This is a genomic window from Pseudomonas sp. 01L34 (assembly GCF_056400265.1).
Genome location: NZ_JBFTSX010000007.1, coordinates 84,361 through 96,979, shown reverse-complemented (window position 1 = coordinate 96,979; position 12,619 = coordinate 84,361). Strand labels below are relative to the sequence as shown.

The window sequence follows — 12,619 nt, the reverse complement described above, 5'->3', positions numbered from 1 at the left end:
TGCGTGGGGAGGTGAAATCAAGGCACGCCATTACAGGCGTGTGCCATGAACCCCGGTCGCAGCGCCAGTCGTTGGCAATAGGCGTCGACGGCGGGATAGTCCGGGCGTTCCATCGGGGTCATCCGCCAGCGGTTGACCGACAAGCCGATGAGGATATCGGCCAGGGTGAACCGAGGTCCGGCGACATACGCACCGGTCGACGCGAGTTGCTGTTCGAGGATGCCCATTTTCGCGTTCCAGCCGCGAACGCCATCGGCGATCCGCTGCGGATCCTGGAAGTTCGGCAATTGCCGCACCAGCGCAAAAAAGGCGTAGCCCCAGGACGGATTGAGTTCGGTGGCTTGCCAGTCCATCCACTGTTCCACACGAGCGCGCGCCGCCGGCTCGATGGGCAACAGATCGGTGTTTTGGTATTTGCCGGCCAGATAGCGGCAGATGGTGTTGGACTCCCACAGCACGCCGGCTTCGTCGATGAGCACCGGCACCTGTGCGTTAGGGTTGAGCTGGAGAAACTCCGGACTCTGGGTCGAGGCAAAACCGCTGCCCCAGTCTTCCCGTTCGTAGGAAACGCCCAGTTCGTCGCAGGCCCACAGGACCTTTCTGACGTTGATTGACGAGGCCCGACCCAAAATCTTCAGCGGATGTCCCATTGAGCTTCTCCGTTTGCTGTTACAGGTGCCGGGAATCTAGCACGAGCAAAGGGACGATTGCGTATCAGGTGCTCTCGCGCACCTTCAATTCAAACCCCATGTCCTGCACCGGTTTGGCCACCGAATTACCGGCCATCAAGGTCAGCATCAACTCGGCCGAACGACGGCCAATGGCCTCTCGAGGCGTATTGATGCTACTCAGGCGCGGCACCATGTGTTCGGACATGGGCAGGTCGTTGAAGCCGAGGATCGCCACCTGTTCGGGGATCTTGATCCCGCAGCGCAAGGCTTCGAGCAGTGCGCCCTGGGCCAGGTCGTCGTTGCCGAAGAAGATCGCATCGAGGTCTGGATGCGCAGCCAGCAATTGCAGGAACAGTTCGCCACCGAGTCCGACCGATGAGGCCCGTGGCGTCAACACTTCCAGATCCGGGTCGTAGCGCCCGGCCTTTTGCAGCGCCCGACGGAAGCCTTCGCCCCGCAGCAACGTGCGCTGATCCAGCTGCGCTCCGATATAAGCCAGGCGTTTGCGACCGCGCGACAGCAAATGCTCGGCCGCCGTTTCGCCGGCGGCCAGTTGCGAAAAACCGACGCAATTGAGTCCCGCCGCACTGTCCAGTTCCATCATGTAGACGCAGGGAATGTTGCTGGCCTCGATCATCCGCCGCGAACTTTCGGTGCGGTCGAAACCGGTCAGCAGCAAGCCGCGCGGCTGATAAGCCATGTAGTTGCGCAGCAGGTTTTCTTCTTCATCGCGCGAGTAATGGAAGTTACCGATCAGCACTTCGAAGCCCTTTGGTCGCAAAACCTGATGAATGGCTTCCAGCGTGTCGATGAACAGCAGGTTGGATAATGACGGTACCAACACCACGACGGAATGGCTCTGGGCCGAGGCCAGCGCGCGGGCGGCGGGGTTGACCACGTAGTTCAACTCGAGGGCAGCCTTCTGGACTTTTTCCACCAGTTCGGTGGCCACCGTGCTGACGCCACGCAGGGCGCGGGAGGCTGTAATCGGGCTGACACCGGCCAGGCGCGCGACTTCGTTGAGGGTAGGACGGCCAGTGGTTCGTGTATTTTTATCGTTTTTAGGGGTATTCATCGGACGGCTTGCCAAACAAAATTCAAGGCACTAAGGTAGCGCTGTCTCGATGCAGCTGCAAATGCGTGAGCGGGGTTTGCCTGATCCTCGCTTTTCGGCATCGAGAACGAACATGCTGCAACCCACAAAAATGACAAGAAGGCGTCGGCAACATCTGCTTTTGCACTAGAGTTTTACGTAGCAAAGGTAGCGCTGTCTGCGCGCTGAGGTGTTACATGAATCATTCCATCACCGCCCTGGTCATCATGGGCGTTGCCGGTTGCGGCAAGACGTGCGTCAGCCAGGCCCTGTGCCAGCTCAGCGGCGCCACCGCCATTGAAGGCGACACTTTCCACCCTGCCGCCAATATCGAAAAGATGAGCGCGGGTATCCCCCTGAACGACGAAGACCGTGCCGGCTGGCTCGACAGCCTGTGCGATGAACTGCGCCGCGTCGATGCCCGTGGCGAGCGCCCGGTGCTGACCTGTTCGGCCCTCAAACACAGTTACCGCGAACGCTTGCGCAGTGCCTTGCCGGGCCTGGGCTTTGTGTTCCTTGAGCTGACCCCTGAAGTCGCCGCCGATCGTGTCTCCCATCGGCCGGGCCACTTCATGCCGTCGACCCTGATCGACAGCCAGTTCGCCACCCTTGAATCGCCCGTTGGTGAGCCCCTGACCCTGGCTCTGGATGCTTCAAGTTACAGCGTCGACGAATTGGCCACTCAGGCCCACCGTTGGTGGCTCGATCACGGCTTGAAACTCGCCAGTTGAGTTTTGCTGCAAAAGATAGCGCTGTCCTGACGGCTTCTGATTAATCGCTTTAATAACAACAACAAACAGGAGACACCCCCCATGTTTGGCATGTCCCACGAGTCGTTTCTGCTGCTCGATGCAGTGGTCACGGTGATCGGCTTGATTGTCCTGATCACCAAGTTCAAGTTTCACCCGTTCATTGCATTGATCATCGCCGCCGCGTTCCTCGGGCTGACCTCCGGCATGCCGATCGGCACCATCATCAAGGCATTCCAGGATGGTTTCGGCGGCGTTCTCGGTTTCGTCGGGATCATTCTGGCGCTGGGCACCATGCTCGGCAAAATGATGGCCGAGTCCGGCGGGGCGGATCAGATCGCCCAGACCCTGATTCGGGCCTTCGGCAAGGACAAGGTGCAGTGGGCCATGATGTTCGCGGCCTTCCTGGTCGGCATCCCGCTGTTCTTCGAAATCGGCTTCGTGCTGCTGATCCCGCTGGTGTTCATCGTCGCCCGTCGTACCGGCGTGTCGATCATCAAGATCGGTATCCCGCTGCTGGCCGGTCTGTCCGCCGTGCACGGTCTGGTTCCTCCGCACCCGGGTCCGCTGCTGGCGATCGGCGTGTTCGGTGCCGACATTGGTAAAACCATTCTCTACGGCCTGATCGTTGCGCTGCCGACTGCCATCATCGCCGGTCCGATCTACGGTACGTTCATTGCCAAGCACATTCCCGGTCATCCGAATCAGGAACTGGTGGACCAACTGGCGCGGGAGTCGGATTCCGCCGATCTGCCGAGCTTCGGCATTACCCTGGTCACCGTGCTGTCGCCCGTGTTCCTGATGCTGCTCAAGACCTTTGCCGATGTGGTGCTGCCGGATGGCAACTTCTTCCGCACCTTCATGGACCTGATCGGTCACCCGATCTCGGCGCTGCTGCTGGCATTGCTGCTGTCGCTGTACACCTTCGGCTACAAGCAGGGCATCGGCTCGCAACAGATGCTCAAATGGCTGGACTCGAGCCTTGCGCCGACCGCCGCGATCATCCTGATCATCGGTGCCGGTGGCGGTTTCAAGCAGATGCTGGTGACCAGCGGTGTAGGTGATGTGATCGGTCACATGGCGGTGGCGGCTCAGATCTCGCCGATCCTGCTGGCCTGGCTGGTAGCCGCGGTGATTCGCATCGCGACTGGTTCGGCAACCGTGGCGACCATCACTGGCGCTGGCATCGTGGTGCCGGTAGTGGGGATGATTCCGGGCGTGAACCGTGAGCTGCTGGTGCTGGCCACCGGTGCCGGTTCGTTGATCCTGTCCCACGTCAACGACGCCGGTTTCTGGCTGGTGAAGCAGTACTTCAACATGACCGTGGCGGAAACCTTCAAGACCTGGACCGCGATGGAAACCATCCTGTCCGTGGTAGGCCTGGGCTTCATCCTGCTGTTGTCATTGTTCGTCTGACACGAACGGCCAACACAAAAAAACCGCAGCGATGCGGTTTTTTTTTGAGCGACTTCTACGGGGGGTTATTTGGTGACTAACCCATCCGCCCGGAACATCCCGCGAATTCCGCGTACGGCCTGACGAATCCGGTCCTGGTTTTCGATCAGCGCGAAGCGCACATGATCGTCCCCGTACTCACCAAACCCGACACCCGGCGAGACGCAAACCTTGGCCTCGGCCAGCAGTTTCTTGGCGAATTCCAGCGAGCCCAGGTGTGCATACGCCTCGGGAATCTTGGCCCAGACATACATCGACGCCTTCGGGTTCTCGACCATCCAGCCCAATTCATGCAAGCCTTTGACCAGCACGTTGCGACGCTGGCGATACTGTTCGGCAATGTCGCGCACGCATTGCTGATCGCCTTCCAGCGCCGCGATGGCCGCGACCTGCAGCGGGGTGAAGGTGCCGTAGTCGTGGTAGCTCTTGATCCGCGCCAGAGCGTTGACCAGCTCCGGGTTACCGACCATGAAGCCGATGCGCCAGCCCGCCATGTTGTAACTCTTGGACAGGGTGAAAAACTCCACCGCGATGTCCTTGGCGCCGGGCACTTGCATGATCGACGGGGCTTTCCAGCCGTCGTAGACGATATCGGCGTAGGCCAGGTCGTGCACCACCAGAACGTCGTACTGTTTGGCGAGGGCGATCACCCGCTCGAAGAAGTCCAGCTCCACGCACTGGGCGGTGGGGTTGGACGGAAAGCCCAGGATCATCATCTTCGGTTTCGGGATCGAACCGCGAATCGCCCGTTCCAGCTCGGCGAAGAAATCCACGCCAGGGATCAGCGGCACCGACCGCACCTGGGCGCCGGCAATCACGGCACCGTAGATGTGAATCGGGTAGCTCGGGTTCGGCACCAGCACGGTGTCGCCCTGGTCGAGGGTGGCCAGCATCAAATGCGCCAGGCCTTCCTTGGAACCGATGGTGACGATGGCTTCGTTTTCCGGGTCGATATCAACCTGGTAGCGATCCTTGTACCAATTGGAAATCGCCCGACGCAGGCGCGGAATCCCTTTGGACGTGGAGTAGCCGTGGGTGTCTTCGCGCTGGGCGACGGTGACCAGTTTTTCGACGATGTGCGGCGGCGTGGCGCCGTCGGGGTTGCCCATGCTTAAGTCGATGATGTCTTCGCCACGACGACGGGCGGCCATCTTCAGCTCGGCAGTGATGTTGAAAACGTAAGGGGGGAGTCGATCTATGCGCGCAAAGCGGCGCGGCGAACCTTGTTCGGCCATTGTTGCCTCGAATAACGTAAGCGCCCGGAACCGTCCGAGCGACGCTGGCCACTGCGGTGGCCTGTGGCGGAATGTAAGGGCAGGTGTGGCAAACTGTCCAGCCTCTACGTAAACAAATTTTCCGAAGGAAACGGGTTGATGGAATTTACCAGCGGCTTCCTGCTCAGCCTTTCACTGTGCCTGGACATCGGCGTGGCCAATATCGCGATGATCACGCTGGCGATGCAGCGCGGCTATTTCCAGGGTTTTGCCCTGGGGCTGGGGACTTGCGTCGGCGACCTGATTTACGCAGTGCTGGCACTGGCCGGCATGACCGTATTGTTGCAATACGAAACCGTGCGTTGGGTGTTGTGGATCGGCGGGTCGGCGTTGCTGCTGTACTTCGCGGCGAAGATGATTCATTCGGCGATCTACCACAGTGCCGTGTTGGCCGAGACCGCCGACGTTGGCCACAACTCCCATCGCAAAGAGTTCTTGCGGGGGATTTTCCTCGCCATGTCGTCGCCCAGTGCGATTCTCTGGTTCGCCGCGGTGGGCGGCACCCTGATTGCCCGTTCCGGTGGCGGCGGCACCCTCAGTTCGGCGTTGTTTCTCGGTGGATTTCTCTGCGCGGGAATTCTCTGGTGCGTCACGCTGTGCTTTGCGGCGAGCCATGGCGGCAAGCTGCTCGGAGACAAACTGCTGCGTTATTCCTACATGGCATCGGCCGCGATCTTCTGCTATTTCGCTGTGTACGTGATTCTTTCGGGTTACAACGAGTTTGTCGGTGCGCCCACCGCCGGACAGCTTCCGGGGCTCTGACTGGGCGAATCGGGTTTGGCTTCTATACTCCCAGCCGAACCCACTTTTTACGTTCCCAGGAGTCGAGTCATGGATGAGCAAATACGCGATGATCAGGTTGAGCAACGCTTCGAACACGGGCACTTCATGCTCATAGCGGGGCTTGGCGGGCGATTTACCCAAGAGACGGCCGGCAAGATTCCCGAGCTCTGGGATAAATTCGTTCCCCACATCGGCAATGTTCCCGGGCAAAAGGGCGAAGTGACCTACGGCGTTTGCTGCAACCCGGACGGCAAGGGCGGTTTCGAATACATCGCCGGTGTCGAGATCAGCAAGCTCGACGACCTGCCCGAGAAATACCGTTGGGTCGAGATTCAGCCCCAGTATTACGTGGTTTTCGAGCACAAGGGCTCGCTGGATACCTTGCCCCAGACCTTTCAGTACATCTGGAACACCTGGTTGCCGCAGTCCGGTCACGAGGCAGCGGATGCCCCGGAGTTCGAACGCTACAGCGAAGACTTCAACCCGAAGCTCAATACCGGCGTGCTGGAAATCTGGCTGCCGATCAAGTCCTGATCGCACCTGCAGAGGCGGCTCGACCCGCCGCCTCTGAATGTCCTGCGGGCACTATTTTCCCTTGTTCACCCGTCGCGCCCGCAACAGGTCGATCGCCAAAGAAACGAAGCCGAACGTGCTGATGCCCAACAGCATAAGAAGACCGATTTGGACGCTGCTCATGGTGTGTTCCCCTCATGGTGACTAGAGACAGGCAACACAAATAGCCCCGGGCGACGCGCAATGAAAGTGCCTATACGAAGGCTTTACGGCACTTGTCGTGATCGATATGAACACCTTATTAATTTATGATCCCAGCCTTTCCCCCGCCGATTCCGAGCTGCCATGAACACCGTCATCCGCCACGTCATTCCCGCTGACCTGGACCGTTGCTACGCCATCGAAACCGTTGCCTACGAAGGCGACGAAGCCGCCACCCGCGAGAAAATCGCCACCCGCATCGCCACTTGGCCCGAGGGCTTCATCGTCGCCGAAGTGGATGGCGTTGTAGCCGGTTTCGTCAATTCCGGTGCGGCGTTTGAGGTGGAAATGTCGGACGAGGCGTTCAAGGAACTGATCGGCCACGACCCGGCCGGCCCGCACGTGGTGATCATGTCGGTGGTGGTGCATCCGGATTATCAAGGGCAGGGCCTGGCGAAACACTTGATGGGAGAATTCATCCAGCGCATGCGCGCACTGAACAAGGCCAGCATCCACCTGATGTGCAAAGAGCGGCACATTGCGCTGTATGCCGGGTTTGGTTTTGCCTACATCAAGCCTTCGGCGTCTGACCATGGCGGGATGGCGTGGCATGAGATGGTGTTGGCGCTGTAGCAGAAGAAAATGATTTCTTGTGATAAGTTTTTTAATGGCCTAAATTCAGACCTTGTTGCGCTGATCATCCTGTTCGGATGGCGAGCAGAGGAGTGAACGATGCGAGTTGAAACAATCAGTTTTGTTAAAAAAAATGCGGCAGCGCTGGATCTCTCCGAGCCCATGCTGGTCACTCAGAATGGCGTTCCGGCCTATGTGATCGAGTCTTACGAAGAGCGTAAACGTCGAGACGAGGCGATCGCTCTGATCAAGCTGCTGTCGTTTGCCTCCCGAGACAAGGACCAGGGAAGGCTTATTTCTGGCGACACTCTCTTGGACAGGCTGGCCCAGCGACGTCAATTGTTGCAAGACGATAACGATGCCTGAAACCTATAGGGTGGAGTTTGCGACCGCTGCGGAACATGGTGTGATTTCGCTTGAGCACTATCTGACTCAGCAATGCGGCCGCAAAAAAGCGGCTGAAATGGTCGATCAATTGGTCATGCAGATCGTCACGGCTCTCGGCAGTCAGGCTCATGTTTACGGCGTTTGTCAGGAAGCAGCGTCCCTTGGGGTGACTCATTTTCGTGAGTACCTGCCTTTGGGACAGCGGGTTTTGTATGAAGTATTCCCGGGCGAAAACCTTGTCGTGGTCGCCTTGATCATCGGCCAGCGTCAAAGTATCGAGAAGCAACTGCTCGATTACTGCCTATTGCTCTAATCGTTCGCTACATCCTAAAAGGGTTGCCACAAGGCAACCCTTTTCAGTTGTGATCAGTAAAGACTATCGCGCACTCTCGCCGGCGCTTCCCGGTCGTACGTCTCGGCATCGAACTGCCCATCGTTCAGCCGTTTGTGAAACGCCCCTGCCGTCGGCAGGGCAGAGCGGTCGAGGTAGCGTTCAGGGTTCCACAAGTCCGAACGCACAATCGCTTTCGAACAATGGAAATACGCCGCTTCCACCGTCACCAGCATTACCGTGCGCGCCGGTTTGCCATTGACGGCAAAACTCTCCAGCAATGCGGGCTCGGCGCTGATCTGCGCTGTGCCGTTGACCCGCAACGTCTCGCCAATTCCCGGAATGATGAACAGCAGCGATACCCGTGAGTCGAGCACGACATTGCGCAGCGTGTCGATGCGGTTGTTGCCGGGGCGATCCGGGATCGCCAGCGTGCGCTCATCGATGATCCGCACAAAACCCGGCGTATCGCCGCGCGGTGAGCCGTCCATGCCGTCGGGGCCGACCGAGCTGATAATCACCAGCGGCGAGGCACGGACCATCGCCTGATAGTCCTCGTTCAAAAACGGGATCTGCTTGCGCACCGCGCGCTCATGGGGCAGGCCGTAGATCGCTTCCAGCGCTTCGATTGAGTTCAACATTCGTTCATCCCTCCATGAATCAGAAAACCAGTCCCATCCGTCGTTCGTAACCGATCCGGCCTTTGTACGCTTCGCCGCTGTCGACAAAACCGTATTTGGCATACAGCGCGATGGCCGATTCATTGTCGGCATCCACCGATAACTCCAGCCCCTTGATCTCCGGCCAGGCCTGGCGCGCAACCTCGGGCAGGGCTTGCAGGCAGGCCTTGCCGTAACCTTTGCCCTGGGCGCGGTGATCGACTTGCAGGGCGTGCAGGGTGGCGCTGTGTTCGTCGGCCCAGGCCGGCAGCACCGGCGGGCGCTTGAGCAGCAGGAAGGCCACCGGAACCTCTTCGGCCAGCAGGGCAAAGCCTTTGACGCCGGGCCCCGGTTTGGACAGCAAGGTGTGCAATGCACCGTGGATGTCGCCGGAGAATCTGATTTGTTCGGCGTGGATTTCGATGGCCTCGACCTGTCGGCGCTGCAAGGCGTTCAGGCTTTCGTAAGGCACGAGTCGGGCTGTCACTGGAGTGTCCTTTTTCCAACACAAATGAGCCTCGGATTCTAGCGAGTTTGCCTCCATGGATTATTTTTATTTCGGTTGTCGATTTGGCTTTTCGCCAGACGACTAAAGGTGTCTTCAACAAAAAACGTGGAGAACCCTCATGAACGCTCAGACACAAATCCATAATTTGATCGAGAACTACCGTCAGGCGGTCATCGCCAAGGATGTGGAAAAGGTCATGGCCCTGTACGCCGACGACATCGTCTCCTTCGATGCCGTCAAAGCCCTGCAATTCAAGGGCAAGGCGGCCTACCGTGCGCATTGGCAGGAATGCATGGAGATGTGCCCCGGCCCGCATATTTTCGAGTTCCATGAAATCAACGTCGTGCCGTCGCAGGAGATCGCTTTCGCTCACTGGCTGGCGCATTGCGGCGGCACCAATGAAAAGGGTGAAACCCAGGCTTGCTGGATGCGCGTCACCGCGTGCTATCGGCAGGAAGCGGGGCTCTGGCAGATCGTCCACGAACACTGGTCGGCTCCGTTCGACATGACCAGCGGCGCGGCGCTGTTCAACCTGGAACCCTGATGGTCGGGTTGTTTATCGGAAAGCAGCGCCAAAGCGCCAATCGACAGCCATAGTTGATCAGTTCGGTCACGGCAAAGCCGCCTGAAATGGAGAGTCCCATGAAGTATTTATGCCTGGTCTACAGCAACGAGCACGAATTGCACTCGATGCCCGAAAGCCCCAACGACGCCGAGTGCATGGCCTATGCCGAGTCGATCCAGGGCAGCGGCCGGATGATCGCCGCCGAAGCGCTGGAGTCGGTGCAGACCGCGACCACCGTGCGCATGCGCAACGGCAAAATGTCGATCACCGACGGCCCGTTCGCTGAAACCAAGGAGCAGTTGGCCGGCTTCTACCTGATCGATGCCAAAGACCTCAATGAAGCCCTCCAGGTCGCCGGTAACATTCCGGCGGCCCGGGTCGGCTGCGTCGAGGTGCGGCCCGTTCGCCAGTTAAATGTCTGAATAACTATCACAACAGGAGTTCTTTTATGAGTGTGCAATCCGTCCAGCGAAAAATGGCCCCAGGCATGCCGGACTGATGCCGGGCGAATCGGTACGGGCGCAAGTCGAGCAGGTTTACCGCGATGAGTCGCGGCGAATCCTGGCGACCCTGATCCGCTTGCTCGGCGATTTCGACCTCGCCGAAGAAGCGCTGCACGAGGCGTTCTTCGTCGCGGTCGAGCGCTGGCAGCGCGACGGCGTGCCGGACAATCCGCGTACCTGGCTGGTGTCTACTGGCCGTTTCAAGGCCATCGATGTGTTGCGTCGGCGCGCACGTTTTAACGCATCCCGGCCGGTGTTGATCGCTCAACTGGAGGCGCTGGAGCAGGCCGACTGGAGTGACGAAGACGTGGAAGACGATCGCCTGCGCCTGATCTTCACCTGTTGTCACCCGGCACTGGCGGCGGACGCTCAAGTGCCGCTGACCCTGCGTGAAGTCTGCGACCTGACCACGGAAGAAATCGCCCGGGCTTTCCTCTCGGCACCGGCCACCATCGCCCAGCGCATCGTGCGCGCCAAGGCCAAGATCCGTGACGCGAAAATCCCATACCAAGTGCCCACCCTGACGGAACTGCCCGAGCGACTCGACAGCGTGTTGCGGGTGATTTACCTGGTGTTCAACGAAGGGTATTCGGCGTCCATCGGCAACGAACTGATCCGTGAAGACCTGACGCGCGAAGCGATTCGTCTCGGTCGGTTGTTGATGGAGCTGTTGCCTGAACCGGAGGTGATGGGGCTGTTGGCGCTGATGCTGTTGCATGAGTCCCGGCGCCCGGCCAGGACCTCCGCGAGCGGTGAGCTGATTGTGCTGGATGAACAGGATCGCTCGTTGTGGAACGCCGAGCTGATTGCCGAAGGCTGCGCCTTGATTGAGCGGGCGTTGACGACAAGGCGCTTCGGGCCTTATTGCCTGCAAGCGGCGATTGCCGCGGTGCATGCCGAAGCGCCCTCGGCGGCAGAGACGGACTGGGCACAGATTGTCGGTCTGTACGACGTGCTGCTGCGGGCGGTGCCGTCGCCGGTGATCGAACTGAACCGCGCGGCGGCGCTGTCCAGGCGCGATGGCCCACAGGCCGGGCTGACGTTGATCGAAGGGATTCTGGCCCGGGGCGAGTTGCTGGATTACCACCTGGCGCATTCGGCACGGGCAGAGTTTTGCCGGCAGTTGGGAAGGGTGGAAGAGGCGCGAGCGGCGTATCAACGGGCGCTGGAATTGACACAGCAGGTGCCGGAGCGGCGGTTTATCGAGGGACGGCTCCGGGCGTTGGAGTGATGTGATTTCAATGGCCCCATCGCGGGCAAGCCACGCTCCCACAGGATTGAGGCGATCACACCTTTGCGATTCGATACAATCCTGTGGGAGCGTGGCTTGCCCGCGATAAGGTCCGCAGGACCTTCATTCCAGCATCTTGCCCAATAACCAACTCCCCGCTGGCCCCGGCGGGTGCAAACGCGACCACAGCGCATCGACATACACCGGTTTCGGCCAGCCGCGCACTTTCAATTCCACCAACGAACCAGCCCCGAACCGCCCCACCAGCCATCGCGGCAACGGTGCCCAGCCGAACCCGCCCTGGGCCATTTCCAGCAGCATCAGGTAACTTGGCGCCGACCAGACCCGCCCCTTCGCGCGGCTTTCATACGGATTGACGATCGTCGCCAGACGCAGTTCGCGGTGCTGTTGCAGCACGTCCTGATCGATGTCGTTCAGCGTTGCCAATGGGTGCGCGTGGGACACGAACAGGGCGATTTCCGTGCGCTCGTCCACCGTCGAACTGACCAGGTCCGGCGGGTAGCTGTCCTGCATTTCGGCGAAGGCGACGTGCGCGCGGCCGCGTTGTACCAGTGCTACCAGGTCATCGCATTCGGCGATCAGGCATTCAAGTTCCAGGTCCGGGTAACGCTGCTCGAAAGCACTGAGCGCCGCTTCGAAACGGTCGGACTGGTAAGTGTCGGAAATCGCCACGGTCAACTTTGGCTCGATGCCTTGGGACAGTTGGCTGGCGGTCATTTCCAGACGGCTGGTGGCGGCCAGAATCTCCTCGGCCCGTTGCAGCATGACGTGCCCGGCCGGGGTCAGGCTCGGCTTGCGGCTGCTGCGGTCGAAGAGGACAAGGTTCAGGTCGATTTCCAGGCTCGCCACGGCGGCGCTGATGGTCGACTGACTGCGCCCGAGCTTGCGCGCCGCGGCGGAAAACGAGCCTTGGGTCGCGGCCTCAACAAACGCCAGCAACACTTCGTGGGAAGCCATGAACTATCGCCTTGATCGATGGTTATTGGTTATGAAGTATCGGTTCGATGGCAGATCATGGCAACCACAGTCACTCAGGGAGTCT

16 protein-coding genes are annotated in these 12,619 nt (G+C 59.7%); 10 read left to right on the top strand and 6 right to left on the bottom strand.

Features of this window, described 5'->3' with window-relative positions; all coding sequences use genetic code 11:
- Nucleotides 1-17 precede the first annotated feature (17 nt).
- Both AC1DQM_RS22185 and gntR read right to left on the bottom strand, forming a co-directional pair.
- Nucleotides 18-650, bottom strand: coding sequence for a glutathione S-transferase family protein (locus tag AC1DQM_RS22185; protein WP_477746871.1), 633 nt, complete (start codon nucleotides 648-650; stop codon nucleotides 18-20).
- 64 nt (nucleotides 651-714) lie between these two features.
- On the bottom strand, nucleotides 715-1,746 hold the full coding sequence (gene gntR, locus AC1DQM_RS22180) for an HTH-type transcriptional regulator GntR (RefSeq protein WP_018926440.1): 1,032 nt from the start codon (nucleotides 1,744-1,746) through the stop codon (nucleotides 715-717).
- Nucleotides 1,747-1,961: 215 nt separating this feature from the next.
- Here gntR and AC1DQM_RS22175 point away from each other — a divergent pair, with 215 nt between their 5' ends.
- Together AC1DQM_RS22175 and AC1DQM_RS22170 are read left to right on the top strand one after the other, a co-directional pair.
- Nucleotides 1,962-2,495 (top strand): gluconokinase, encoded by a 534-nt coding sequence (locus AC1DQM_RS22175; protein ID WP_477746870.1) that lies wholly within the window; start codon nucleotides 1,962-1,964, stop codon nucleotides 2,493-2,495.
- A gap of 81 nt (nucleotides 2,496-2,576) precedes the next feature.
- Complete coding sequence (locus AC1DQM_RS22170; RefSeq protein ID WP_018926438.1) at nucleotides 2,577-3,929, top strand: GntP family permease; 1,353 nt, start codon at nucleotides 2,577-2,579, stop codon at nucleotides 3,927-3,929.
- A gap of 65 nt (nucleotides 3,930-3,994) precedes the next feature.
- Here the strand turns inward: AC1DQM_RS22170 and alaC are convergent, their stop codons facing one another.
- Nucleotides 3,995-5,203, bottom strand: a complete 1,209-nt coding sequence (alaC, locus tag AC1DQM_RS22165; RefSeq protein ID WP_007934798.1) for an alanine transaminase — start codon at nucleotides 5,201-5,203, stop codon at nucleotides 3,995-3,997.
- A gap of 138 nt (nucleotides 5,204-5,341) precedes the next feature.
- On the opposite strand from alaC, the gene AC1DQM_RS22160 reads away from it, so the two are divergent.
- The 5 genes from AC1DQM_RS22160 to AC1DQM_RS22140 all read left to right on the top strand — a co-directional run bounded on the left by AC1DQM_RS22160 (nucleotide 5,342) and on the right by AC1DQM_RS22140 (nucleotide 8,072).
- Nucleotides 5,342-6,004, top strand: coding sequence for a LysE family translocator (locus AC1DQM_RS22160; protein WP_018926436.1), 663 nt, complete (start codon nucleotides 5,342-5,344; stop codon nucleotides 6,002-6,004).
- Nucleotides 6,005-6,073: 69 nt separating this feature from the next.
- Nucleotides 6,074-6,559, top strand: coding sequence for a GyrI-like domain-containing protein (locus AC1DQM_RS22155; RefSeq protein WP_477746869.1), 486 nt, complete (start codon nucleotides 6,074-6,076; stop codon nucleotides 6,557-6,559).
- 324 nt (nucleotides 6,560-6,883) lie between these two features.
- A complete protein-coding gene (locus tag AC1DQM_RS22150; protein ID WP_477744596.1) occupies nucleotides 6,884-7,372 on the top strand; it encodes a GNAT family N-acetyltransferase in 489 nt (162 codons plus the stop codon).
- Nucleotides 7,373-7,471: 99 nt separating this feature from the next.
- On the top strand, nucleotides 7,472-7,738 hold the full coding sequence (locus AC1DQM_RS22145; protein ID WP_477744597.1) for a type II toxin-antitoxin system Phd/YefM family antitoxin: 267 nt from the start codon (nucleotides 7,472-7,474) through the stop codon (nucleotides 7,736-7,738).
- Nucleotides 7,731-8,072: a type II toxin-antitoxin system RelE/ParE family toxin gene (locus AC1DQM_RS22140; protein ID WP_477744598.1), complete on the top strand. Its 342-nt coding sequence runs from the start codon at nucleotides 7,731-7,733 to the stop codon at nucleotides 8,070-8,072. Before AC1DQM_RS22145 ends, AC1DQM_RS22140 begins: the two co-directional genes overlap by 8 nt.
- Nucleotides 8,073-8,125: 53 nt before the next feature.
- Here the strand turns inward: AC1DQM_RS22140 and AC1DQM_RS22135 are convergent, their stop codons facing one another.
- Both AC1DQM_RS22135 and AC1DQM_RS22130 read right to left on the bottom strand, forming a co-directional pair.
- A complete protein-coding gene (locus AC1DQM_RS22135) occupies nucleotides 8,126-8,731 on the bottom strand; it encodes a pyridoxamine 5'-phosphate oxidase family protein (RefSeq protein ID WP_007934805.1) in 606 nt (201 codons plus the stop codon).
- A gap of 19 nt (nucleotides 8,732-8,750) precedes the next feature.
- Nucleotides 8,751-9,236, bottom strand: a complete 486-nt coding sequence (locus AC1DQM_RS22130) for a GNAT family N-acetyltransferase (RefSeq protein WP_018926432.1) — start codon at nucleotides 9,234-9,236, stop codon at nucleotides 8,751-8,753.
- Nucleotides 9,237-9,375: 139 nt separating this feature from the next.
- On the opposite strand from AC1DQM_RS22130, the gene AC1DQM_RS22125 reads away from it, so the two are divergent.
- The 3 genes from AC1DQM_RS22125 (at nucleotide 9,376) to AC1DQM_RS22115 (ending at nucleotide 11,556) form a co-directional block, all read left to right on the top strand.
- Complete coding sequence (locus tag AC1DQM_RS22125) at nucleotides 9,376-9,801, top strand: YybH family protein (RefSeq protein ID WP_018926431.1); 426 nt, start codon at nucleotides 9,376-9,378, stop codon at nucleotides 9,799-9,801.
- A gap of 98 nt (nucleotides 9,802-9,899) precedes the next feature.
- Nucleotides 9,900-10,244: a YciI family protein gene (locus tag AC1DQM_RS22120; protein ID WP_018926430.1), complete on the top strand. Its 345-nt coding sequence runs from the start codon at nucleotides 9,900-9,902 to the stop codon at nucleotides 10,242-10,244.
- A gap of 76 nt (nucleotides 10,245-10,320) precedes the next feature.
- Nucleotides 10,321-11,556 carry an RNA polymerase sigma factor gene (locus AC1DQM_RS22115; RefSeq protein WP_477744600.1) on the top strand — a complete coding sequence of 412 codons (1,236 nt, stop codon included), beginning with the start codon at nucleotides 10,321-10,323 and terminating at the stop codon, nucleotides 11,554-11,556.
- Between the two features lie 123 nt (nucleotides 11,557-11,679).
- On the opposite strand, the gene AC1DQM_RS22110 is transcribed toward AC1DQM_RS22115, so the two are convergent.
- Nucleotides 11,680-12,534 carry a LysR family transcriptional regulator gene (locus AC1DQM_RS22110; protein WP_018926428.1) on the bottom strand — a complete coding sequence of 285 codons (855 nt, stop codon included), beginning with the start codon at nucleotides 12,532-12,534 and terminating at the stop codon, nucleotides 11,680-11,682.
- Nucleotides 12,535-12,619 lie beyond the last annotated feature (85 nt).

Bases quoted from the DNA above. Each gene is read 5' to 3' on its own strand.
- AC1DQM_RS22110 (WP_018926428.1), bottom strand. From the start codon at position 12,534: ATGGCTTCCCACGAAGTGTTGCTGGCGTTTGTTGAGGCCGCGACCCAA.
- AC1DQM_RS22175 (WP_477746870.1), top strand. From the start codon at position 1,962: ATGAATCATTCCATCACCGCCCTGGTCATCATGGGCGTTGCCGGTTGC.
- AC1DQM_RS22185 (WP_477746871.1), bottom strand. From the start codon at position 650: ATGGGACATCCGCTGAAGATTTTGGGTCGGGCCTCGTCAATCAACGTC.
- AC1DQM_RS22135 (WP_007934805.1), bottom strand. From the start codon at position 8,731: ATGTTGAACTCAATCGAAGCGCTGGAAGCGATCTACGGCCTGCCCCAT.
- AC1DQM_RS22125 (WP_018926431.1), top strand. From the start codon at position 9,376: ATGAACGCTCAGACACAAATCCATAATTTGATCGAGAACTACCGTCAG.
- AC1DQM_RS22140 (WP_477744598.1), top strand. From the start codon at position 7,731: ATGCCTGAAACCTATAGGGTGGAGTTTGCGACCGCTGCGGAACATGGT.
- AC1DQM_RS22155 (WP_477746869.1), top strand. From the start codon at position 6,074: ATGGATGAGCAAATACGCGATGATCAGGTTGAGCAACGCTTCGAACAC.
- AC1DQM_RS22115 (WP_477744600.1), top strand. From the start codon at position 10,321: ATGCCGGGCGAATCGGTACGGGCGCAAGTCGAGCAGGTTTACCGCGAT.
- AC1DQM_RS22150 (WP_477744596.1), top strand. From the start codon at position 6,884: ATGAACACCGTCATCCGCCACGTCATTCCCGCTGACCTGGACCGTTGC.
- AC1DQM_RS22160 (WP_018926436.1), top strand. From the start codon at position 5,342: ATGGAATTTACCAGCGGCTTCCTGCTCAGCCTTTCACTGTGCCTGGAC.
- AC1DQM_RS22145 (WP_477744597.1), top strand. From the start codon at position 7,472: ATGCGAGTTGAAACAATCAGTTTTGTTAAAAAAAATGCGGCAGCGCTG.
- gntR (WP_018926440.1), bottom strand. From the start codon at position 1,746: ATGAATACCCCTAAAAACGATAAAAATACACGAACCACTGGCCGTCCT.
- alaC (WP_007934798.1), bottom strand. From the start codon at position 5,203: ATGGCCGAACAAGGTTCGCCGCGCCGCTTTGCGCGCATAGATCGACTC.
- AC1DQM_RS22170 (WP_018926438.1), top strand. From the start codon at position 2,577: ATGTTTGGCATGTCCCACGAGTCGTTTCTGCTGCTCGATGCAGTGGTC.
- AC1DQM_RS22120 (WP_018926430.1), top strand. From the start codon at position 9,900: ATGAAGTATTTATGCCTGGTCTACAGCAACGAGCACGAATTGCACTCG.